Origin of the sequence: Stutzerimonas tarimensis, from assembly GCF_042648805.1 — a bacterium.
In the GTDB taxonomy this organism is placed as follows: Bacteria; Pseudomonadota; Gammaproteobacteria; order Pseudomonadales; family Pseudomonadaceae; genus Azomonas; species Azomonas tarimensis.
Genome location: NZ_JBHRXZ010000024.1, coordinates 144,244 through 165,491, shown reverse-complemented (window position 1 = coordinate 165,491; position 21,248 = coordinate 144,244). Strand labels below are relative to the sequence as shown.

The following is a 21,248-nucleotide window of genomic DNA, read 5'->3' as shown; positions in this document are numbered from 1 at the left end:
CCTCAGCTTTCGCCGGCGGCCTTGCGCGCGTACTGCGAGGCCCAGCGGGTGTAGAGCAGGGCGGCGATGAAGAGGATGACGCTCAGGCTCGCGAGTAGCCAGCCGTAGGTCGATCGGGCCGGATCGGTCGCTGCCAGTACACCCTGGATGAAGTACAGGTTGACGATAAAACAGGCCCAGGCGTGCGCGCGCGGGCTGCCGGTGAACATGCCAGGCGCCACCAGCAGCAGCGGCACCAGTTGAATCGTCACCACAACCCAGGTGCGGGCGCCGTGCAGGTTGGCGAAGAACAGGTTCCAGGCAAGGATCAGCACCGCAAGCGCCACGAAGGCGACCAGGCTGACCCTGCGGCTGGCGAGCATGCGCGGCTTCAGCCACTCGAGGGCAGGAAGGGGCTTCGGCTTTCTAGCCACGGGAAGTCTCCAGGCGTGAAGCGGTAAGCGCCAGGCGTTGGCCAAGGGCGCGGCAAAGGGCGATCTCGTGCTCGTCCAGGGGGCGCTTGCCATCCTGACCGGCATGGTGACTGGGGCCGTAAGGGGTGCCCCCGCCTCGCGTCTCCAGCAACGCGCTCTCGCTGTAGGACAGGCCCATCACCAGCATGCCGTGATGCAGCAGCGGCACGAGCATGGTCAAGAGCGTGCTTTCCTGCCCGCCATGCAGGCTCGCCGTACTGGTGAAGGCCCCGGCCGGCTTGCCCACCAGTTCGCCGGTCAGCCAGAGGTCGCTGGTGCCGTCGAGAAAGTACTTCAGCGGTGCGGCCATGTTGCCGAAGCGGGTCGGGCTGCCCAGTGCCAGCGCCGCACAGTGGCGCAGATCGTCCGTGGTGACATAGACCGCCCCAGTCGCGGGCACGCTCGGGGCGACCGCCTCGCACTCGCTGGAGACCGCCGGTACGGTACGCAGGCGCGCCTCCATGCCGGCAAGTTCGACGCCGCGGGCCACCTGTCGGGCCATCTCCGCCGTGGCACCGTGGCGGCTGTAATAGAGCACCAGAACATAGGACGTGGTCATGGCAGGAGCTCCAGCACTCGTTCCGGTGGACGCCCGATGACTGCCTTGTCGCCGGCCACCAGGATGGGCCGCTCGATGAGTCGCGGATGAGATGCCATCGCCTCGATCAACTGCTCGTCGGTCAGCGAGGCGTCCGCCAGGTTGAGCTGCTTGTATTCCTCTTCACCGGTGCGTAGCAGTTGCCGCGCGGGCAAGCCGAGCGCCTGCAGCAAGACCTTGAGCTCGGCGGCATCCGGTGGCGTTTCCAGGTAGCGGACCAGCGTCGGTTGCAGGCCACGCGCCTGCAGGAGGTCGAGGGCCCCGCGGGATTTGGAACAGCGCGGATTGTGATACAGCCTGAGCTCGGTCATTAGTAGTCGCTTCATTGCGGAATAGACCGTTATTCTAACCCGGAGCGTGGCGGCGTGATCAGCGGCTTGCGCCAGAGCGTCGCGGGAGTGGTAATGCAACTGTTCAACAATCGATACCTGTCTTTCTGCCGGTTTCTGGTCAAGCGCTTCATTGTCGACCAAGGCCTCAACAGTGCGGCGGCCTTGACCTACACCACTCTGTTCGCGGTGGTGCCGATGCTCACCGTGACCTTCGCGATGCTCTCGGTCATCCCGGCCTTCCAGGGTGTCAGCGAGCAGATCGAGCAGTACATCTTCAGTAATTTCATTCCCTCCACCGGCGCGGCGATTCAGCAGTACCTGATCGGCTTCATCAGTCAGGCGCGGCAGCTCACCTGGGTCGGGGTTGGGGTACTGATGGTGACTGCCTTGTTGATGCTGCTGACCATTGAAAAGGCCTTCAACAATATCTGGCGGGTACACCAGCCGCGTCGAGGCATCTCGAGCTTTCTGCTGTACTGGGCAGTGCTCAGCCTGGGCCCGTTGCTGATGGGGGCCGGGTTCGCGACTACAACCTACATCACCTCGCTGTCATTGCTCTCGGGGCCCGATGCGCTGGTCGGCGCAGGGCTGGTCCTGCAGACCATGCCGCTGGCACTCAACGTGGCGGCCTTTACTCTGATCTATGCCGCCGTGCCCAACACCCGGGTGCCTATACTGCATGCCATGGTAGGCGGCGCCTTCACGGCGGTACTGCTGGAGCTGGCCCGCCGGGCGTTCGGCCTGTATGTGTTGTTCTTCCCGAGCTACGAGCTGATCTACGGAGCCTTCGCCGCGGTTCCGCTGTTCCTGCTATGGGTGTACCTGTCCTGGACTATCGTGCTGTTTGGTGCCGAGCTGGTCTGCGGATTGTCATCGTCCCACGAGTGGCGGCATCGCAAGGTGCCCAGGCTGCTGGTGGCGCTGACCTTGTTGCGGATCTTTCACGATGCGCAGCTCCTAGGGCGGCCGGTGCGTCTTAAGGATGTACAGCGTGCCGGGCTGCCGCTGCCCGATGACGAGTGGGTCGAAATCACCACCTTCTTCGAGCGCGAGAAACTGGCCTGCCGGACCGATGCCGGTGGTTGGATTCTCAGCCGGGATCTGAGTCGCTACAGCCTGTCGCAACTTCTCGCCAGCAGTCCCTGGCCGGTCATGGGGGCGGGCCAGCTGCCGGAGCGATTCAGCGAACGTTGGTACCCGCCGTTTCTAGAGGCCATGAACCTCTGGCAGGAAGAACGTGATCGGCTCTTTGGGGCCAGCCTGGCGGGCTGGCTGAACCGCGAGCAGGAGGCCGGATGAAGGCATGGTGGCTGGTGCTGGGCATGTTGCTGGCAGGTTGCAGCGAAAGCTGGGGGCCGGATCAGGCAGGGCAGGAGGTTTCTTCAGCAGACCTGGAGGGCCGCTGGCTATTGATCAACTACTGGGCCGAATGGTGTGCACCCTGTCGCGTGGAGATTCCAGAGCTCAACGCCCTGGCGCAGTCGCGTAGCGACCTGGTGGTGCTCGGGGTGAACTTCGACGCCTTGCAGGGCGAGGCTCTCGGTGAGGCGGCCAAAGCCCTCGACATCCGCTTCAGGGTGCTTGCCAGGGATCCTGCCGAGCGGCTGGGGATAGATCGCCCACCGGTGCTGCCGTCGAGTTACCTGGTCGATCCGCAGGGCGTGGTTCGTGCGACCCTGGTTGGCGAGCAGACGGCCGCATCCATCGAGCAGCGGCTGGCGACATTGCGTTGAATCCGCACCCATGGCGTTATCAGTCGCGCACGTACCAATGGTCCTGCCAGAAACCTATGACCTTCGCCGGATAGCCTGTCTGCCCCAGGCTGCCGTTGTAGCGGGCGAGGGCGCGGGTCATGTTGCCGTTTTCGCGCTTGAGGTAGTAGCTGAGGATGGTACAGCCGTAGCGCAGGTTTGTGGCGACATCGGTGAGGTTGTCCTGTGGGCGGCCCAGTTCGGCCTTCCAGAACGGCATCACCTGCATCATGCCCTGGGCGCCGACGCTGGAGATGGCGAAGCGATCGAAGTGGCTTTCCGCGTGAATCAGCGCCAGTACCAACTGTGGGCTGAGCTCGGCCCGGCGCGCCTCGCGATGGACCAGTCGCAGCAGGGTCAGTCGCTCGAGATCGTCCGGTACATAGCGTCGCAGCCGCGTCGACATGTCCAGTAGCCAGACTTCGGCATCGAAGCGATCCTCGAAACTGTCCGCCTCGCTCACCGCTTGCTGCAGCAGCGAACGTAGTTCTGGCTCCGGCGCCTGCCGCAATGTCGCCCCTGTCGGCAGGCTCAGCGCCAGACTGAGCATGAGCAGCAGCCAGCCAGCGACTCGCATGGCCTTACTGGCTTCCCTGGGCCACCGCCAGACGGCTGAGGCGCAGTTGATGGACGAACTCCTGCTGCAGCTCCGGATCATTGCGGGTCAGCTCGATGAGGCTCTGCTCGAGGCCGCTCGCTTCCTCTTCCAGGCTCAACTCCTCGAGTCGCTTGACGCGATACACCCAGCGCCGAACGTCATCACCTTCCAGGTCGTCGAGAATCAGGTCGTGGGCTTCGCTGAGGCGCTGGCGCAGATCACGGCTGACATTCAGCGTCGCCTCGGCATGGGCCTGGCCTCGAGGGTCGCTGATCTCCAGGCGAATCGTCCGGGTGTGGTTGAAGTCGTGGTCGGAAAAAGGCGCATCCAGCAGGTTCAGGCGCAGTACGCCATTGCGGTCGGTGCTCAACGGATAGCGATCCTCACCCGCTTCGACCATTACCAGGCGCTCGGACCAGGGTTGGCTGAGGTATTCCAGTCGGGGTTCGCTTCGATGCTCATGACGGTGGGCCAGACGCTGTTGCGAGCGGCGGTTGGATTCGACGTTGAGGAAGGGGTTGACCCCAGCAAAGCCGTAGTTGATCCAGCCGCGGGTCGCGCTTTCGGGCAACTGGCCGAGGGCGACCACGTTGGCCAGATTGGCGCCGACGCCAGCGACGATCGCCAGGCTGCCGAGCGGCGCTTCATAGAGTTCGCGCCAAGGCTGATAAGGGGTGAAGCGATCATAACGTCGCGTCACCTCGACGTCGGTGACCTCGAAGACTTTCTGGTCGCGGATGCGGATGCGACGTTGTGGCATCTCCAGCACCCTCTGTTCGCCGATATCGAAATGCAGGCTGTAGTCGATCAGCTTGCGCTCGGCGAGCGTTTCGTGCTCGCTGCGTTGCGGCAGGCTGTTGGCGCACCCGGCAATGAAAAGCGCCCCGCAAAGCAGGGCGCTGGAAGTGGCGATGGAGCGGTCGGGCATGATGGCGAAATTACCGGGCGACACGCGATTGCAGGAAGAAAAGGATCTGCTCGGCGGCGACCGTTTCGGTTTCCCCGGCCCGGCGATGCTTGTATTCCAGCGTGCCTTCCTTGAGGCCACGATCACCGACGACGATCCGGTGGGGTATGCCAAGCAGCTCCATATCCGCAAACTTCACGCCGGGACTGGTCTTCTTGTCGCGGTCGTCAAGCAGGACTTCGTAGCCTGCGGCGGTCAGCTCGGCATAAAGCTTGTCGGTGGCCTCGCGCACGGCCTCGCTTTCGTACTTCATCGGCACCAGGGCGATCTGGAAAGGCGCGAGGGCGTCGGGCCAGAGAATGCCGCGCTCGTCGTAATTCTGCTCAATGGCAGCCGCCACTACCCGCGAGACGCCGATGCCGTAGCAGCCCATGATCAGGTGGGAGGGCTTGCCGTTTTCACCGAGCACCTTGCAGTCCAGCGCCTGGCTGTACTTGGTGCCGAGCTGGAAGATATGTCCCACCTCGATGCCGCGCTTGATGACCAGAATGCCCTGGCCGTCCGGGCTCGGGTCGCCGGCAACCACGTTGCGCAGATCGGCCAGTTCCGGCAGCGGCAGGTCGCGCTCCCAGTTCACGCCGAAATAGTGCTTGCCGTCTTCGTTGGCGCCAATGCAGAAGTCGCTCATGAAGGCCACGGAACGGTCTGCCACGCAGGTCAGCGGCAGGTTCAGCGGGCCGAGCGATCCGAAGCCCGCACCGATCGCGGTCTGGATCTGGGCTTCGCTGGCAAACTCCAGGGGGCTGGCAACCTGCGGCAGCTGGGCGGCCTTGATCTCGTTCAGTTCGTGGTCACCGCGCACCAGCAGAGCGACCAGTTGACCCTCTTCGGCGCCCTTGACCACCAGCGTCTTCATGGTCTTTTCAATAGGCAGGCCGAACTGCTCGACCAGATCGGCAATGGTCTTGGCGTCGGGCGTATCGACCAGGCGCATGCTTTCGCTGGCGGCGGCGCGCTCGGTTTCCCGCGGGATGGCCTCGGCCTTTTCGATGTTGGCGGCGTAGTCGGAGCTGTCACTGAAGGCGATGTCGTCTTCGCCCGATTCGGCCAGCACGTGGAACTCATGCGAGCCGGTGCCGCCGATGGAGCCGGTGTCGGCCTGCACCGGGCGGAAGTCCAGCCCAAGGCGGGTGAAGATCCGGCAGTAGGCCTCGTGCATGCGATCGTAGGTTTCCTGCAACGACTCGGGAGTCATATGGAAGGAATAAGCGTCCTTCATGATGAACTCCCGTCCACGCATCAGCCCGAAGCGTGGGCGGATCTCGTCACGGAACTTGGTCTGGATCTGGTAGAAGTTGATCGGCAGCTGCTTATAGCTGTTGAGCTCGCTACGGGCCAGGTCGGTGATCACTTCTTCGTGGGTCGGCCCGACGCAGAATGCCCGGTCGTGGCGATCATGCAGACGCAACAGCTCGGGACCGTATTGCTCCCAGCGTCCCGACTCCTGCCACAGTTCGGCAGGCTGGATAGCGGGCATCAGGACTTCCAGCGCACCGGCATTGTCCATCTCCTCGCGCACGATGGCTTCGGCCTTGCGGAGCGCGCGCAGGCCGATCGGCAGCCAGGTGTAGAGACCGGATGCGAGCTTGCGGATCATGCCCGCGCGCAGCAGCAGCTGATGGCTGATGACGACCGCGTCGGACGGCGTTTCTTTCAGGGTGGAGAGCAGGTACTGGCTGGTGCGCATGGGCAGCGGGATCCGGTTGTGCACGTGGAATGGCCGGCATTGTACGGCTCAGGTTATGCCTCGTACAGGGCGCCCGGCAGGCTGGAGACAACACGGCCCGGGCGCTCGGCACGGGCTGCCGGGGCGCTGGCGAAACCTGTCTCAGAGGAGTTCGGGCGGATGCTCGGCGATCAGGCGAATCTCGTTGAAATCGTCGAACAGGGGCGGCGAGGGTAGGGGTATGGGGTCGGTGATAAGGCCCGCGTTGATCTGAAGGCTGTCGGAAGGCTTGGTATGCTTGGCATGTCTCTATATCGGGAGCTCTACGATGTTCAATCTCGACCCGCGCCTTCAGCAGGACACTTTGGTTCTCGGCGATTTCGCCCTGTGTCGGCTGCTGCTGATGAACGACGCCAACTATCCCTGGTTCATTCTTGTGCCCCGTCGCGAGGAGGTCACCGAGCTGTTCCAGCTGAGCAAGCAGGACCAGCGGCAGCTCTGGCAGGAAACCACTGACCTGGCGGAGCAGCTCAAGGACGTGTTCGTTGCCGACAAGATGAACGTCGCGACCCTGGGCAATCTGGTCAGTCAGTTGCACATGCACGTGATCGTCCGGAACAAGAAGGATCCGGCCTGGCCCGGACCGGTATGGGGTCAGCAGCCGGCCACGCCCTATCGTCCGGAGCAGGTCGAGACGATCAGGACCAAACTGCAACTGGTGTTGACCAACGACTTCCGGGCAGGTGCGCACGATGAACCATGAGACGCGAATCACCGAGCTGGAAACCCGCCTGGCCTTCCAGGATGACACCATCCAGGCACTGAATGATGTGGTGGTGGAGCAGCAGCGCACGCTGGATCTGCTCAGCCGGCAGCTCGAGTTGCTGGCGGGGCGTCAGGAGGAGTTGCTCAATCGTTTCGAGATCGAGAGTGACGTGCCGCCCCCTCATTACTGAGGCGGGCGGTTGCGGCGGCGCTCAGGCGGGCAACGGGACGACGTCATCGGCCTGAAGGCCGCGCTCTCGTTTCGAGACGGAGAATTCCACCCGCTGGCCTTCGGCCAGGAATCGGTGCCCTTCGCCGCGGATTGCACGGAAGTGGACGAACACATCCTCTCCAGTGTCGCGGCAGATGAAGCCAAAGCCCTTGGACGTGTTGAACCACTTCACGGTGCCGGTCTCCCGGCCCGAGGCCTCGATCGAGCCTGATGCAGGCGTTTGGGCGACCCGCCGGCGCTGCCGGGGCTTGCGCTCCATTGCCTCCGTCGCTGGCTTGCGTTGAGTTGTTGCCAGATGCAACGCCACGCCAACAAACACCAGCAGCAGGCTTGCCAGCATTGTCGGTTGGCCCGCCGGAGTCGGCAGCAGCAGGGCGCTGGCCGCGATGGCCGCTGCCAACAACAGCAGGGTTGATGCGCCCATCAGCAAAGGACGAATCGGCCCCGCTGTCTGCAGAGAGGGTACCAGTTGAATGTTCAGCAGACCGATAAAGAGTAGGGAAATAGCCTGGGGGTCGGCGAAAACAGACGTGGCGCCGCGAAAACTGAGGACAAGGGACAGGAGCAGGGCCAGGCTGCCTGCCAGCGCGTGGATGGTTTTCAACATAGATCGAACTCATATGACGGGGACAGATGCATGAGCAGGGAAAGTACTCGGCGGACAGCCGGGTCGAACGTCAGGCTCGAATGCGCTGCCTATTTAACCGCAATGGCGAATCGATCCACAAACCAGCCTGCACGGCCCGGGATTGGCATGTGCCGGGCATGTGCGGCAGGCGATGTGGGCGGATGCGGTGTGCATCCGCCCGGCGGGCGTCAATCGGCCAGCAGGCTACGCAGCATCCAGGCAGTCTTTTCATGGACCTGCATGCGCTGGGTCAGCAGGTCGGCGGTGGGCTCGTCACTCACCTTGTCCACCAGCGGGAAGATGCTGCGAGCAGTACGCACCACCGCTTCCTGGCCCTGGACCAGCAGCTTGATCATTTCGTCGGCGCTGGGTACGCCTTCTTCTTCCTTGATCGAGGACAACTTCACATAGGCCGCATAAGTGCCCGGCGCCGGCTTGCCCAGTGCGCGGATGCGCTCGGCAATCTGGTCGACCGCGAGAGCCAGCTCGGTGTACTGGGTCTCGAACATCAGGTGGAGCGTGTTGAACATCGGTCCAGTCACGTTCCAGTGGAAGTTGTGGGTCTTCAGGTAGAGCGTGTAGGTATCGGCCAGCAGGCGGGACAGGCCGTCAGCGATGGCGGTGCGATCCTGTTCTTCGATACCGATGTTGATTTCCATGAACATCTCCTTCTGTTGCGTTGGCTTGGCGAAACACGCGAGAAACGTCCTAGCATAGACCTTTACCGGTGTTCATTGACACCGGGCCACGTGTCGCATGGGGTGCGGTGCGTCGACCAGATTATCCCTATATAATCCCGCGCTTTGCCGCAGGCGTGGGCTTGCGGTGTTTTCGTTCCGTGAGCGGAGTGATTTCGATGCCTATCTACGAGTACCAGTGCGGGTCCTGCGGCCATCAACTGGAGGCTATTCAGAAGTTCAGTGATGCGCCGCTGGTGGATTGTCCCAGCTGCAACGCCCCGAGCCTTGCCAAGGCGATGTCCGTACCAGGCTTTCGCCTGAAGGGCGGCGGCTGGTACGAGACTGATTTCAAGACCGGCACGAAGAAGAATCTTGCCAGCGCCGACAGCGCCCCAGCCTGTGCGGCCGGTGGTTGTCCTGGCGCCGGCGCCTGTGCGGCGGCCGAGTAAGCGGCCACCACGAACCCAATCGAGAGAAGTCTGACACCATGATGCGCAGCCACTATTGCGGCCAGTTGAACGAAAGCCTGGACGGCCAGGAAATCACCCTTTGCGGCTGGGTACACCGCCGCCGCGACCATGGCGGGGTGATTTTTCTCGACATCCGTGACCGCGAGGGCCTGGCCCAGGTTGTGTTCGATCCCGACCGTGCCGAGACATTCGCCAAGGCCGACCGGGTGCGCAGTGAGTATGTGGTGAAGATCACCGGTCGCGTCCGTATGCGTCCCGAAGGCGCCCGCAACCCGAACATGACCTCCGGCGCCATCGAGGTGCTGGGCTACGATCTGGAAGTCCTGAACGCGGCCGAGACCCCGCCGTTCCCGCTGGATGACTATTCCGACGTGGGCGAGGAGACCCGTCTGCGCTACCGCTTCATCGACCTGCGCCGTCCGGAGATGGCCGCCAAGCTGAAGTTGCGTTCGCGCATCACCTCCAGTATCCGCCGCTACCTGGACGACAACGGTTTCCTCGACGTCGAGACGCCGATTCTGACCCGCGCGACCCCCGAGGGCGCTCGTGACTACCTGGTGCCCAGCCGCACCCATCCCGGCAGTTTCTTTGCCCTGCCGCAGTCGCCGCAGCTGTTCAAGCAACTGTTGATGGTGGCCGGCTTCGACCGCTACTACCAGATCGCCAAGTGCTTCCGCGACGAGGACCTGCGCGCCGACCGCCAGCCGGAATTCACCCAGATCGACATCGAGACCAGCTTTCTCGACGAGGCGGACATCATCGGTCTTACCGAGAACATGATCCGCAAGTTGTTCATGGAGGTGCTGGACGTGGAGTTCGGTGAATTCCCGCATATGCCCTTCGAGGAAGCCATGCGTCGCTACGGCTCCGACAAGCCGGACCTGCGCATCCCGCTGGAGCTGGTGGATGTGGCCGATCAGCTCAAGGATGTGGAGTTCAAGGTGTTTGCCGGCCCGGCCAACGATCCCAAATGTCGCGTCGCCGCGCTGCGCGTGCCGGGCGGGGCGAGCATGCCGCGCAAGCAGATCGACGACTACACCAAGTTCGTCGGCATCTACGGTGCCAAGGGCCTGGCCTACATCAAGGTCAACGAGCGCGCCAAGGGCGTCGAGGGTCTGCAGTCGCCCATCGTCAAGAACATCCCCGAGGCCAACCTCAACACCATCCTCGATCGCGTCGGTGCGGTCGATGGCGACATTGTCTTCTTTGGTGCCGACAAGGCCAAGATCGTCTCCGAGGCCCTGGGTGCACTGCGCATCAAGCTCGGCCATGACCTGAAGCTCTTGACCTGCGAGTGGGCGCCGCTGTGGGTGGTGGACTTCCCGATGTTCGAGGAGAACGACGACGGCTCGCTGAGCGCCCTGCATCACCCCTTCACCTCGCCCAACTGCAGCCCGGCAGAGCTTGAGGCCAACCCGTCCGCTGCGCTGTCCCGCGCCTACGACATGGTGCTCAACGGCACCGAGCTGGGCGGAGGCTCCATCCGTATCCACGACAAGGGCATGCAGCAAGCGGTGTTCCGCGTGCTCGGCATCAGCGAGGAGGAGCAGCAGGAGAAGTTCGGCTTCCTGCTCGATGCGCTCAAGTACGGCGCGCCGCCACACGGTGGCCTGGCCTTCGGCCTGGACCGCCTGGTGATGCTGATGACCGGCGCCAGCTCGATTCGTGAAGTGATCGCCTTCCCGAAGACCCAGAGCGCCGCAGATGTCATGACCCAGGCGCCGGGCGCGGTGGACCCCCGTCAGCTGCGCGAACTGCACATCCGCCTGCGCGAGCAGCCCAAGGCGGAATAACCTTGAACCTGTAGGAGCGAGCTTGCTCGCGAACGATGCGGCTCCATTGTTCGCAGCGCTTCGCGAGCGAACTTGCTACCGATAGAGAACACGACGGAGTACGTTATGGCTGGTCATTCCAAATGGGCCAACATCAAACACCGCAAGGAACGTCAGGACGCCAAGCGCGGCAAGATCTTCACCAAGCTGATCCGTGAACTGACCGTGGCGGCCAAGCACGGCGGCGGCAACCCCGCGGACAACCCGCGCCTGCGCCTGGCGGTGGACAAGGCGCTGACCGCCAACATGACCCGCGATACCATCGACCGGGCCATCGCCCGCGGCGCGGGTTCCAACGACGCGGACAACATGGAGGAGCTGAGCTACGAAGGTTACGCACCCAGCGGCGTGGCCATCTATGTCGAGGCCATGACCGACAACCGCAACCGCACCGCGGCCGAGGTTCGCCATGCGTTCAGCAAGCACGGCGGCAATCTGGGCACCGATGGTTCGGTGGCCTACATGTTCGAGCGCAAGGGCCACATCGCCTTCGCGCCCGGTCCGGACGAGGACGCACTGATGGAAGCGGCGCTGGATGCGGGCGCCGACGACGTTGTCGCCAACGAGGACGGCTCCTTTGATGTCTACACGCCGTTCCCGGACTTCCATGCGACCAACGAGGCGCTGGCAGCGGCCGGCTTCAAGGGTGACGAGGCGGACATCTCGATGATCCCGGGCACCACCTCGCCGATCACCGATGTGGAGACGGCGCAGAAGGTGATTCGCCTGATCGACGCGCTGGAAGACCTGGACGACGTGCAGAACGTCTACCACAACGCCGAGATTCCCGACGACGTGATGGAACAGTTGGGTTGATCGAAACCGCTTGAAGCCTGAAGCCTGAAGCCTGAAGCTGGCGGTTTTCCAGCTTTCAGCTTCCAGACTATGACCCTCATCCTTGGTATCGACCCCGGTTCGCGCATCACCGGTTACGGCGTGGTGCGCGACACCGGACGCGTCTGCGAGTACGTGGCCTCGGGGTGTATCCGCACCGGCACAGGCGAATTGCACGAGCGGCTGCAGGCGGTGTACCGCGGCGTCTGCGAGGTAATCCATGAGCATGGGCCGGTGACCATGGGCATCGAACAGGTATTCATGTCACGCAACGCCGACTCGGCATTGAAACTCGGCCAGGCGCGGGGTGCCGCCATTGTGGCCGCGGCCGAGCAAGGGCTGGCAATCGCCGAATACACCGCTACCCAGGTCAAACAGGCCATCGCCGGCAGCGGCGGGGCGGACAAGCAGCAGGTGCAGTTGATGGTGATGCACCTGCTCAAGCTGGTGCAGAAGCCCCAGATCGACGCTTCCGACGCCTTGGCCATCGCTCTCTGCCACGCTCACCACCGCCAGACCCTTATCCCGCATGGCCTGGCCGCAGCCCGGCGCCGCAGTGGGCGTTTGCGGTTGTAGCATCGATTCGCCCATCGTTTATGGAGCAGTACCGTGATCGGACGTTTGCGTGGCACCTTGGCGGAAAAGCAGCCGCCGCACCTCATTCTTGACATAAATGGCCTCGGCTACGAGGTCGAGGTCCCTATGACCACCCTCTATCGGCTGCCCTCTGTGGGTGAGCCGGTGACGCTACACACCCACCTGGTGGTTCGTGAAGATGCACATCTGCTCTACGGATTCGCCGAGAAACGCGAGCGCGAGCTGTTTCGCGAGCTGATTCGCCTCAACGGTGTAGGGCCAAAATTGGCGCTGGCACTGATGTCCGGGTTGGAGGTGGACGAACTGGTGCGTTGCGTCCAGGCGGGGGACACCTCGGCACTGGTCAAGGTCCCCGGGGTGGGCAAGAAGACTGCCGAGCGCCTGCTGGTGGAACTCAAGGATCGCTTCAAGGCCTGGGAAACCATGCCGTCCATCGCGCCGCTAGTGGTGCAGGCAGCGCCAGGTGTGGCAGTCTCCAGCGCCGAAAGCGACGCGGTGAGTGCACTTGTTTCGCTGGGATTCAAGCCTCAGGAAGCCAGTCGCGCCATCGCCGCAGTCCAGGAGCCCGATTTGAGCAGTGAAGAGTTGATCCGCCGTGCCTTGAAGGGAATGGCCTAAGTGATCGAAGCAGACCGTCTGATCACCGCATCCGGTCGAGACCGCGATGAGCAGCTCGACCGCGCCATCCGTCCCCTCAAGCTGGCCGACTATATAGGTCAGCCGGTGGTGCGCGAGCAGATGGACCTCTTCATTCGTGCCGCCCGCGGACGCGGAGAAGCGCTCGACCACACACTGATATTCGGCCCCCCAGGCTTGGGCAAGACCACCCTGGCCAACATCATCGCGCAGGAAATGGGCGTCTCGATCAAGAGCACTTCGGGACCGGTGCTCGAACGGGCAGGTGACCTGGCCGCGCTGCTGACCAATCTCGAGGCGGGGGATGTGCTCTTCATCGACGAGATTCACCGTCTTTCTCCGGTGGTGGAAGAAGTGCTCTATCCGGCGATGGAAGACTTCCAGCTCGACATCATGATTGGCGAAGGCCCGGCGGCGCGCTCCATCAAGCTCGATCTTCCGCCCTTCACCCTGGTTGGTGCCACCACCCGCGCCGGGATGCTGACCAACCCGCTGCGTGACCGCTTCGGTATCGTCCAGCGTCTGGAGTTCTACAGCACCGCGGACCTGTCCACCATCGTGGCCCGCTCGGCGAAGATCCTCGGGCTGCCCATCGATCCCGATGGTGCGTTCGAGATCGCCCGGCGTGCGCGGGGTACGCCACGTATCGCCAACCGGCTGCTGCGGCGGGTCCGCGATTACGCGGAAGTACGCGCCAGCGGCGAGATCAGTCGCCAGGTCGCCGACCTCGCGTTGAACATGCTGGATGTCGACGAGCGCGGGCTGGACCACCAGGACCGCCGCCTGATGCTGGCCTTGATCGAGAAGTTCGACGGTGGCCCGGCCGGATTGGACAACCTGGCGGCGGCTATCGGGGAAGAGCGTCACACCATCGAGGATGTGCTCGAGCCGTACCTGATTCAGCAGGGCTACATCATGCGTACCCCGAGAGGCCGAATGGTCACCCGCCATGCCTATCTCCACTTTGGCCTCAACCTGCCAAAACGACTGAGCGAGGGGCCGATAGCCGATCTCTTCGACAGCAACACAGACTGACAAAAAATTTCTTTGCCGACCCGATTGGCAATCCTTCAGCCGAGCTCTAGAGTATGCCCGCGTCGACCGAAGCCCAGCCGTTTTTCCATCGCGCTCGTGTCTATTACGAAGACACCGATGCGGGCGGCGTCGTCTACTACGTCAATTACCTCAAGTTCATGGAACGAGCCCGCACCGAGCGGTTGCGCAGCCTGGGATTTTCCCAGTCGCAACTGGCCTGTGAGGACTTGCTGTTTGTCGTGCATGGCAGCGAAGCGCGTTATCTGGCGCCCGCGCGGCTCGACGACGAGTTGCTGGTGACCGCCGAAGTGGTCGAGGTCAAGCGTGCCAGCCTGCGGTTCGTCCAGCAGGTCCGGCGTGCGGCTGACGGGTGCCTGCTCTGCGAAGGGCGGTTCCAGATTGCCTGTGTACGTGCCGAGAGTTTCAAACCCCGAGCCATTCCCGAGGTGATGCGAGACGCGTTCAGGTGCTCGGGTCTACCTGCAGTAGGAGAGTAAAAAGCGTGGAACCCAACGTCGATCATATGTCCATGTGGAGCCTGATCAGCGCCGCCAGTATCGTGGTACAGCTGGTCATGCTGATTCTTGTTGCCGCCTCGGTGGCTTCATGGGTACTGATTTTCCAGCGCACCAATATGCTGCGCGCAGCCAAGCGGTCGCTGGATGCTTTCGAAGAGCGCTTCTGGTCGGGCATCGATCTGTCCAAGCTGTATCGCCAGGCGGGCAGTAACCCGGACCCGGACTCGGGCCTTGAGCAGATCTTCCGTGCCGGCTTCAAGGAGTTTTCCCGACTGCGCCAGCAGCCGGGTGTCGATCCCGATGCGGTGATGGACGCGGTCAATCGCTCCATGCGGGTCGCGATCTCGCGCGAGGAAGAAAAGCTCGAAAACAGCCTGCCTTTTCTCGCCACCGTGGGTTCCACCAGTCCGTATATCGGCCTGTTCGGCACCGTCTGGGGGATCATGAATTCCTTCCGCGGCCTGGCCCAGGTTCAACAGGCGACACTGGCCACTGTCGCTCCGGGTATTGCCGAAGCGCTGATCGCCACTGCCATCGGCCTTTTCGCCGCGATTCCCGCCGTCATCGCCTATAACCGTTTTTCCGCGCGGGGCGAGATGCTCATCGGTCGCTATTACACCTTCGCCGACGAGTTCCAGGCGATCCTGCATCGCAAGGTTCACACCTCGGACGAATGACCCACTGTCAGGTCGTCTGATCCTCAACCCGGGTCCGTCGAGCGCACAAGGGTATGGCTGGTTACAGATAGGTTTTTCCCATGGCTAGGATTCGCAACAGACGCAAGCCCGTCTCCGAGATGAACGTGGTGCCCTACATCGACGTGATGCTGGTACTGCTGGTCATCTTCATGGTGACGGCACCCATGCTGAACCAGGGCGTCAAGGTGGACTTGCCCCAGGTAAGCAGTGAAGCGCTGCCTCAGGACAATAACGCCCGGGTGTTGACCATTTCGATCAAGGCTGACCGCACGTACTACTGGAATCTCGGTAGCGAAGTGGACGTGGACACCCAGCAGGAGACCGCGGTCCAACTCGACCAACTGGTTCAGGCCGTGAACGGCATCGTGGCGCAGAATCGCAGCCAGGGGCAGCAGGTCCAGGTGTTCGTTCGCGGCGATCGGGCGGTGGACTATGGTGCTGTCATGGCAGTCATGGGCGGGCTACAGCAGGCTGACGTGGGCAACGTCGGACTGATCACCGAGGCGCCGTGATGCAGCCGCGTGATCGTTCCCCTTCGGAGAACCTGTTCTGGCCGACGGTGATCGCCACGGGGATGCACATCCTCATTTTTGGCATGCTCTTCGTCAGCTTCGCCAGCACGCCGGAGCTGCCGCCAGCACGGCCGGTGGTGCAGGCGACGCTTTATCAACTGCGCTCGGAAAGCCAGGCGACTACCCAGACCAATCAGAAGATCGCGGGTGAGGCGCAGAAGACCGCGGCTCAGCAGTTCGAAATCGAGCAGATGGAGCAAAGAAAGCGCGAGCAGGAGCGTCAGGCGGCTGCGGCGAGAGCCGCCGAACAGAAGAAGGCCGAGGCCGCGCGGCAGGCCGAAGCGGCCAGGGCGGCTGAGGCGCAGAAACAGCAGGAGGTAGCCAAGGCACGCGAGGCTCAGAAGGTCAAGGAACAGGAAGCGGCTGCTGCCAAGGCCCAGAGCGAAGCCAAAGCGGCCGAGCAGAAGCGGCAGGCCGAGATTGCCAAGAAACAGGCTACCGAAGAGGAGGCCAAACGCAAGGCTGCCGAGGCGGAGGCGGCCAGGAAGAAGGCCGCGGAGGAAGCCGCGAAAAAGCAGGCTGCCGAGGAAGCCGCCAAGAAGCGTGCCGCTGAAGAGGCCGCCAAGAAAAAGGCAGCCGAAGAAGCTGCTCGCAAGAAGGCTGCCGAGGACGAGGCGAGGAAGAAAGCCGCTGCCGAGGCTGCTCGCAAGGCGCAAGAAGACAAGAAGGCCCAGGCGCTTGCCGAGTTGCTCGCCGATGACGTGCAGCGCCAGCAGGCGATGGCTGACACCCATGGAAACAACGTCGCCGGCAATCTTGACGATCTGATCATTAATCTTGTCAGCCAGCAGTGGCGTCGTCCGCCGTCGGCACGCAACGGCATGAGCGTCGAGGTGGCTATCCAGATGCTGCCTGATGGCACCATCACCAATGCGTCGGTGACGCGTTCGAGCGGCGACGCACCGTTCGACGCCTCGGCGGTCGCGGCGGTGCGCAACGTCGGGCGTATCCCGGAAATGCAGCAACTCGACCGCGCCACCTTTGATCGTAGCTACCGGCAGCGTCGTATCATCTTCAAACCGGAGGACCTTGGTCTGTGAGTATCCTGAAGCGTATCGTCCTCATTGGGCTGTTCATCCTCGCCGGCCCCCTGCAGGCCGCCGATCCCCTTGTCATCACCTCCGGCACCGACCGGGCCACGCCGATTGCAGTGGCGCCGTTCGGCTGGCAAGGCGCTACCGTACTACCCGAGGACTTGGCCAACATCATCGGCAACGACCTGCGCAATTCCGGCATGTTCGAGCCCATCAACCGGCAGAATATGATCAGCCTGCCCACCCGTGTCGGGGAAGTGCTTTACCGGGACTGGAAGGCGCTGGGTGCGCAATACCTCATGGTGGGCAACATCACGGCTCAGGCCGGCCGTCTGCAGGTGCAGTATTCGCTGCTGAACGTCACCACCGAGCAGGAAGTGATGACCGGCAACGTCAGCGGTAGCACCGAGCAGCTGCGCGACATGGCCCACCATATTGCCGATCAGGCCTACGAAAGGCTGACTGGCGTCAAGGGCGCCTTTTCCACGAAGCTGCTCTACGTGACAGCCGAGCGCGCCTCACCGACCAACACTCGCTATACCCTGTTCCGCTCGGACTACGACGGCGCCCGCGCGGTCACGCTGCTGCAGTCTCGCGAGCCCATCCTGTCGCCGAGCTTCGCTCCGGACGGTCGTCGCATCGCCTATGTCTCCTTCGAGCAGAGGCGCCCGCGGATCTTCGTTCAGCACATCGATACCGGGCGCCGCGAGCAGATCACCAATTTCGAAGGCCTCAACGGCGCGCCAGCCTGGTCGCCGGATGGCAATCGCCTGGCCTTCGTGCTGTCCAAGGACGGCAATCCCGAGATCTACGTAATGGACATGAACACGCGGCAGATCCGTCGCGTGACCAACCACATGGCCATCGACACCGAGCCCTTCTGGGGGCGTGACGGGCAGACGATCTACTTCACCTCCGACCGTGCGGGACGGCCGCAGATCTATCGAATGAACATCAATGGCGGTGCGGCCGAACGGGTCACCTTCGTCGGCAACTACAACGCCAATCCGAAGCTTTCAGCAGATGAGAAGACCCTGGTGATGATCCACCGCCAGGAAGGTTTCACCGTGTTCAGGGTGGCGGCGCAGGATCTCCAGCGCGGCAGCCTGCGGGTGCTGTCGGACACCAGTCTCGACGAGTCGCCCACTGTTGCGCCCAATGGCGCCATGTTAATCTACGCCACCCATCAGCAGGGGCGGGGAGTCCTGATGCTCGTGTCCACCAACGGGCGCGTGAGGGTTCCTCTACCGGCTGTCCAAGGCGAGATCCGTGAGCCGTCCTGGTCCCCTTTCCTGAACTGACAGGCAATTGATTCTTCAACGACCGCAACACTACTTACACCCTGGGGTACATCATGGAAATGGTTAAATTCGGTAAATTCGCTGCGCTGGCTCTCGCCTTGGCAGTTGCTGCCGGTTGCTCGTCCAAGGGCGGCGACGCGGCTGGTGCAGGTGCAGGTGCAGGCGCAGGTATCGATCCGAATGCTGGCTACGGTGCCGAAACCGGCGCCATCGACGGCAGCCTGAGCGAAGAAGCCGCACTGCGCGCGATCACCACCTTCTATTTCGAGTACGACAGCTCCGACCTCAAGCCGGAAGCCATGCGCGCCCTCGACGTTCACGCTCGTGACCTGAACGGCAACGGCGCTCGCGTCGTGCTGGAAGGCCACGCTGACGAGCGCGGCACCCGCGAGTACAACATGGCTCTGGGCGAGCGTCGCGCCAAGGCTGTCCAGCGTTACCTGGTGCTGCAGGGCGTTTCCCCTGCTCAGCTGGAGCTGGTGTCCTACGGTGAAGAACGTCCCATCGCCATGGGCAGCGATGAGCAGTCGTGGGCTCAGAACCGCCGCGTTGAACTGATCAAGTAAGTCGCCATGCAAAAGCACCGCTTCATTCTGACCCTTTTCACCTTGTCGCTGTCTGGACTGGCCCTTGCGCAGGCGCCTATCATGGACAGCTCCCAGGTCGAGAACCTGAACCGCCCGCAGGTGCAGGCGCCGGATCAGCGTGACGGCGGTGCCTTCGCCGAGGGAGGAGTCAGTACCCCGCCTTCGGCGCAGGGCATGTTGTTCATGCAGCTACAACAGATGCAGGAAGAGATCACCGCCTTGCGAGGCATGGTCGAAGAACAGCAGAACCACATCCAGCGCCTGGAGCGCGAAGGCCTGGAGCGTTATCAGGACCTCGATCGACGCTTGTCCAGTGGCCCGGCGGCAGGTGCTATGTCCCAACCCGATTCTCGAGGCGCCGGTGCTGCCGGCGCAACACCGGAAGCGGCTGCCGCTCCGGTTGGCAACAATGCTCAACCCGGCGACCCGGCCAATGAAAAACTGTACTACGACGCCGCGTTCGATCTGATCAAGTCGAAGGATTTCGACAAGGCCAGTCAGGCTTTTACCGCCTTCCTGCGCCGGTACCCCGACAGCCAGTTCGCCGGAAACGCCCAGTACTGGTTGGGCGAGGTGAATCTGGCCCAGGGTGATCTGCAGGCGGCTGGCCAGGCATTTGCCCGTGTGAGCCAGGCCTATCCTGACCATTCGAAAGTCCCGGACTCGCTATTCAAGCTGGCCGACGTGGAACTGCGCCTGGGCAATCGTGATCGCGCCCAAGGGATCTTCCGCGAAGTGATCGCGAAGTATCCGAATACGTCCGCAGCCCAACTCTCCCAGCGACAACTGGACCGCTAGTTTCAGCGCCATGCCTGAACCCCCCGCCTCGGTAGGGGGCAGGCTACGGCTGGCATCGCGCGACGAGTGATTTTTCCAGTACAATCGCGTTCCTTTTCCGCAACGGAGGCGGATGGCCTGTTTCGCCGTCACGCCCGTGGCTACAGATGCTAGATACCCTGCGTATTACCGAAATCTTCTTTTCGCTGCAGGGGGAAACACGCACCAGCGGCTTGCCGACGGTGTTCGTGCGCCTGACCGGGTGCCCCCTGCGCTGCCAGTACTGTGACACCGCCTACGCCTTCACCGGTGGAGCGCCCATGACCCTGCAGGCCATTCTCGAGAAGGTCGCCGCATTCAACCCGCGCCATGTCTGCGTGACAGGCGGCGAGCCGCTGGCACAGCCAAACTGCATTCCGCTGTTGCACAGTCTGTGCGAGGCTGGCTATGAGGTTTCACTGGAAACCAGCGGCGCTCTGGACATCGAAGCGGTCGACTCCCGAGTGAGCCGAGTGGTGGATCTGAAGACGCCGGGCTCGGCGGAGTGCCACCGCAACCGTTACGAGAACATCGCTGCGCTGCAGCTCAACGATCAGGTCAAGTTCGTCGTTTGTTCCCGCGAGGACTACGAGTGGGCCAGATCCAAACTCATCGAGTACGGCCTCGAACGTCGAGTCGATGAAGTGCTGTTTTCTCCGAGCCATGGCCAGGTCGATGCGCGGGCGCTGGCGGAGTGGATCATCGAAGACAACTTGCCGGTTCGCTTCCAGTTGCAACTGCACAAGTTGCTCTGGAATGACGAGCCCGGACACTGATGGGGGGCATATGAACAAGGCGGTGGTACTGCTGTCGGGTGGTCTTGATTCGGCCACGGTTGTTGCGCTGGCGCGTTCGGAAGGTTACGACTGCTACAGCATGAGTTTCGATTATGGTCAGCGTCATCGGGCCGAACTTCAGGCAGCCGAGAGGGTTGCTCTGCAGATGGGGGTAGTGGAGCACAAGGTCATCGGTCTTAACCTCGATGGTATTGGAGGCTCGGCTCTGACCGACTCGCGTATTGCAGTCCCCGAGGCACCAACGGCCGGGATCCCGGTAACCTATGTGCCGGCACGCAACACGGTGTTTCTTTCGCTGGCCCTGGGTTGGGCCGAGGTGCTGGGCGCCCGGGACATCTTCATTGGCGTGAACGCGGTGGACTATTCCGGATATCCGGATTGCCGGCCCGAGTTCATCGAGGCTTTCGAGCGCACTGCGAATCTCGCCACCCGCGAAGGCGTCGAGGGGCAGGGGTTCAGGATCCGTGCTCCGTTGCAGATGATGAGCAAAGCGCAGATCATCGAGTCCGGTACGCGGCTCGGTGTGGATTATGCCCTGACCGTATCCTGCTATCAGGCGGACAATGAAGGCCACGCCTGCGGGAAGTGCGAAAGTTGCCGGCTGCGCGCCGAGGGTTTCGCTGCCGCTGGCGTAAAGGATCCAACGCGTTATTTCTGAAATTTTCACTTAGGGAGTTGATATTCCCTGGAAAATCAGTATCATGCGCCCCCGTTGGGTCGTTAGCTCAGTGGTAGAGCAGTTGGCTTTTAACCAATTGGTCGTAGGTTCGAATCCCACACGACCCACCACTACAACGGAAAAAGCCGGATACCATAAGGGTCCGGCTTTTTTTATGGGTGCCATTGAGAGGT

The 21,248-nt window shown here is 62.7% G+C and carries 27 protein-coding genes and 1 tRNA gene; 20 read left to right on the top strand and 8 right to left on the bottom strand.

Annotated elements, in window-relative coordinates:
* Window positions 1-2: 2 nt before the first annotated feature.
* The 3 genes from ACFOMF_RS14570 to arsC are packed head-to-tail and all read right to left on the bottom strand — an operon-like array spanning window position 3 to window position 1,361.
* Entirely contained in the window at window positions 3-413 is a 411-nt protein-coding gene (locus ACFOMF_RS14570) for a DUF2069 domain-containing protein (RefSeq protein ID WP_386366143.1), read from the bottom strand.
* Window positions 406-1,011, bottom strand: a complete 606-nt coding sequence (gene wrbA, locus ACFOMF_RS14565) for an NAD(P)H:quinone oxidoreductase (protein WP_386366141.1) — start codon at window positions 1,009-1,011, stop codon at window positions 406-408. The genes ACFOMF_RS14570 and wrbA overlap by 8 nt, the downstream gene beginning before the upstream one ends.
* Window positions 1,008-1,361: an arsenate reductase (glutaredoxin) gene (gene arsC / locus ACFOMF_RS14560; RefSeq protein ID WP_386366854.1), complete on the bottom strand. Its 354-nt coding sequence runs from the start codon at window positions 1,359-1,361 to the stop codon at window positions 1,008-1,010. Before arsC ends, wrbA begins: the two co-directional genes overlap by 4 nt.
* A gap of 93 nt (window positions 1,362-1,454) precedes the next feature.
* Between arsC and ACFOMF_RS14555 the strand changes: the two genes are divergently transcribed.
* A complete protein-coding gene (locus tag ACFOMF_RS14555) occupies window positions 1,455-2,681 on the top strand; it encodes a YihY family inner membrane protein (protein WP_386366139.1) in 1,227 nt (408 codons plus the stop codon).
* Window positions 2,678-3,115 carry a TlpA family protein disulfide reductase gene (locus ACFOMF_RS14550; RefSeq protein ID WP_386366137.1) on the top strand — a complete coding sequence of 146 codons (438 nt, stop codon included), beginning with the start codon at window positions 2,678-2,680 and terminating at the stop codon, window positions 3,113-3,115. Before ACFOMF_RS14555 ends, ACFOMF_RS14550 begins: the two co-directional genes overlap by 4 nt.
* Window positions 3,116-3,134: 19 nt before the next feature.
* On the opposite strand, the gene ACFOMF_RS14545 is transcribed toward ACFOMF_RS14550, so the two are convergent.
* From ACFOMF_RS14545 to ACFOMF_RS14535, 3 genes are read right to left on the bottom strand one after another with little or no spacing between them, the layout of a single operon-like run.
* On the bottom strand, window positions 3,135-3,710 hold the full coding sequence (locus tag ACFOMF_RS14545; RefSeq protein ID WP_386366135.1) for a transglycosylase SLT domain-containing protein: 576 nt from the start codon (window positions 3,708-3,710) through the stop codon (window positions 3,135-3,137).
* Between the two features lie 4 nt (window positions 3,711-3,714).
* Window positions 3,715-4,662, bottom strand: coding sequence for a hypothetical protein (locus ACFOMF_RS14540; protein WP_386366852.1), 948 nt, complete (start codon window positions 4,660-4,662; stop codon window positions 3,715-3,717).
* A 7-nt stretch (window positions 4,663-4,669) separates the two neighbouring features.
* A complete protein-coding gene (locus ACFOMF_RS14535; protein ID WP_386366133.1) occupies window positions 4,670-6,385 on the bottom strand; it encodes a proline--tRNA ligase in 1,716 nt (571 codons plus the stop codon).
* Between the two features lie 307 nt (window positions 6,386-6,692).
* On the opposite strand from ACFOMF_RS14535, the gene ACFOMF_RS14530 reads away from it, so the two are divergent.
* Complete coding sequence (locus ACFOMF_RS14530) at window positions 6,693-7,127, top strand: HIT domain-containing protein (protein WP_386366131.1); 435 nt, start codon at window positions 6,693-6,695, stop codon at window positions 7,125-7,127.
* Window positions 7,117-7,320 (top strand): SlyX family protein, encoded by a 204-nt coding sequence (locus tag ACFOMF_RS14525; RefSeq protein WP_386366129.1) that lies wholly within the window; start codon window positions 7,117-7,119, stop codon window positions 7,318-7,320. The genes ACFOMF_RS14530 and ACFOMF_RS14525 overlap by 11 nt, the downstream gene beginning before the upstream one ends.
* Window positions 7,321-7,341: 21 nt before the next feature.
* On the opposite strand, the gene ACFOMF_RS14520 is transcribed toward ACFOMF_RS14525, so the two are convergent.
* Both ACFOMF_RS14520 and ACFOMF_RS14515 read right to left on the bottom strand, forming a co-directional pair.
* Complete coding sequence (locus ACFOMF_RS14520) at window positions 7,342-7,968, bottom strand: cold-shock protein (RefSeq protein WP_386366127.1); 627 nt, start codon at window positions 7,966-7,968, stop codon at window positions 7,342-7,344.
* A 209-nt stretch (window positions 7,969-8,177) separates the two neighbouring features.
* Window positions 8,178-8,648, bottom strand: a complete 471-nt coding sequence (locus ACFOMF_RS14515) for a Dps family protein (protein WP_386366125.1) — start codon at window positions 8,646-8,648, stop codon at window positions 8,178-8,180.
* 197 nt (window positions 8,649-8,845) lie between these two features.
* Between ACFOMF_RS14515 and ACFOMF_RS14510 the strand changes: the two genes are divergently transcribed.
* From ACFOMF_RS14510 to ACFOMF_RS14435, 16 genes are all read left to right on the top strand, one after another.
* The gene (locus tag ACFOMF_RS14510) at window positions 8,846-9,118 is read left to right on the top strand and encodes an FmdB family zinc ribbon protein (protein WP_386366123.1); all 273 of its coding nucleotides are present in this window, start codon (window positions 8,846-8,848) and stop codon (window positions 9,116-9,118) included.
* Window positions 9,119-9,156: 38 nt separating this feature from the next.
* Window positions 9,157-10,932 carry an aspartate--tRNA ligase gene (aspS, locus tag ACFOMF_RS14505; RefSeq protein WP_386366121.1) on the top strand — a complete coding sequence of 592 codons (1,776 nt, stop codon included), beginning with the start codon at window positions 9,157-9,159 and terminating at the stop codon, window positions 10,930-10,932.
* Window positions 10,933-11,037: 105 nt separating this feature from the next.
* Window positions 11,038-11,787, top strand: a complete 750-nt coding sequence (locus ACFOMF_RS14500) for a YebC/PmpR family DNA-binding transcriptional regulator (protein WP_386366118.1) — start codon at window positions 11,038-11,040, stop codon at window positions 11,785-11,787.
* 69 nt (window positions 11,788-11,856) lie between these two features.
* Window positions 11,857-12,381 (top strand): crossover junction endodeoxyribonuclease RuvC, encoded by a 525-nt coding sequence (ruvC, locus tag ACFOMF_RS14495; protein ID WP_386366116.1) that lies wholly within the window; start codon window positions 11,857-11,859, stop codon window positions 12,379-12,381.
* A 33-nt stretch (window positions 12,382-12,414) separates the two neighbouring features.
* Entirely contained in the window at window positions 12,415-13,020 is a 606-nt protein-coding gene (gene ruvA / locus ACFOMF_RS14490) for a Holliday junction branch migration protein RuvA (protein WP_386366114.1), read from the top strand.
* Window positions 13,021-14,073, top strand: a complete 1,053-nt coding sequence (ruvB, locus tag ACFOMF_RS14485; protein WP_386366112.1) for a Holliday junction branch migration DNA helicase RuvB — start codon at window positions 13,021-13,023, stop codon at window positions 14,071-14,073.
* 53 nt (window positions 14,074-14,126) lie between these two features.
* Window positions 14,127-14,570, top strand: a complete 444-nt coding sequence (ybgC, locus tag ACFOMF_RS14480) for a tol-pal system-associated acyl-CoA thioesterase (protein ID WP_386366110.1) — start codon at window positions 14,127-14,129, stop codon at window positions 14,568-14,570.
* Between the two features lie 5 nt (window positions 14,571-14,575).
* Window positions 14,576-15,268 (top strand): protein TolQ, encoded by a 693-nt coding sequence (tolQ, locus tag ACFOMF_RS14475; protein ID WP_386366108.1) that lies wholly within the window; start codon window positions 14,576-14,578, stop codon window positions 15,266-15,268.
* A gap of 80 nt (window positions 15,269-15,348) precedes the next feature.
* Window positions 15,349-15,801 carry a protein TolR gene (gene tolR, locus ACFOMF_RS14470; RefSeq protein ID WP_386366106.1) on the top strand — a complete coding sequence of 151 codons (453 nt, stop codon included), beginning with the start codon at window positions 15,349-15,351 and terminating at the stop codon, window positions 15,799-15,801.
* A complete protein-coding gene (gene tolA / locus ACFOMF_RS14465; protein ID WP_386366104.1) occupies window positions 15,798-16,901 on the top strand; it encodes a cell envelope integrity protein TolA in 1,104 nt (367 codons plus the stop codon). The genes tolR and tolA overlap by 4 nt, the downstream gene beginning before the upstream one ends.
* Window positions 16,898-18,196, top strand: a complete 1,299-nt coding sequence (gene tolB, locus ACFOMF_RS14460; protein WP_386366102.1) for a Tol-Pal system beta propeller repeat protein TolB — start codon at window positions 16,898-16,900, stop codon at window positions 18,194-18,196. Before tolA ends, tolB begins: the two co-directional genes overlap by 4 nt.
* A 53-nt stretch (window positions 18,197-18,249) precedes the next feature.
* Window positions 18,250-18,762 (top strand): peptidoglycan-associated lipoprotein Pal, encoded by a 513-nt coding sequence (gene pal / locus ACFOMF_RS14455; protein WP_386366100.1) that lies wholly within the window; start codon window positions 18,250-18,252, stop codon window positions 18,760-18,762.
* Window positions 18,763-18,768: 6 nt separating this feature from the next.
* The gene (gene ybgF, locus ACFOMF_RS14450) at window positions 18,769-19,581 is read left to right on the top strand and encodes a tol-pal system protein YbgF (protein WP_386366098.1); all 813 of its coding nucleotides are present in this window, start codon (window positions 18,769-18,771) and stop codon (window positions 19,579-19,581) included.
* A 146-nt stretch (window positions 19,582-19,727) separates the two neighbouring features.
* Entirely contained in the window at window positions 19,728-20,375 is a 648-nt protein-coding gene (gene queE / locus ACFOMF_RS14445) for a 7-carboxy-7-deazaguanine synthase QueE (RefSeq protein WP_386366096.1), read from the top strand.
* A 10-nt stretch (window positions 20,376-20,385) separates the two neighbouring features.
* Window positions 20,386-21,054, top strand: coding sequence for a 7-cyano-7-deazaguanine synthase QueC (queC, locus tag ACFOMF_RS14440; protein ID WP_386366094.1), 669 nt, complete (start codon window positions 20,386-20,388; stop codon window positions 21,052-21,054).
* A gap of 56 nt (window positions 21,055-21,110) precedes the next feature.
* Window positions 21,111-21,185, top strand: a tRNA-Lys gene (locus ACFOMF_RS14435).
* Window positions 21,186-21,248: the final 63 nt, after the last annotated feature.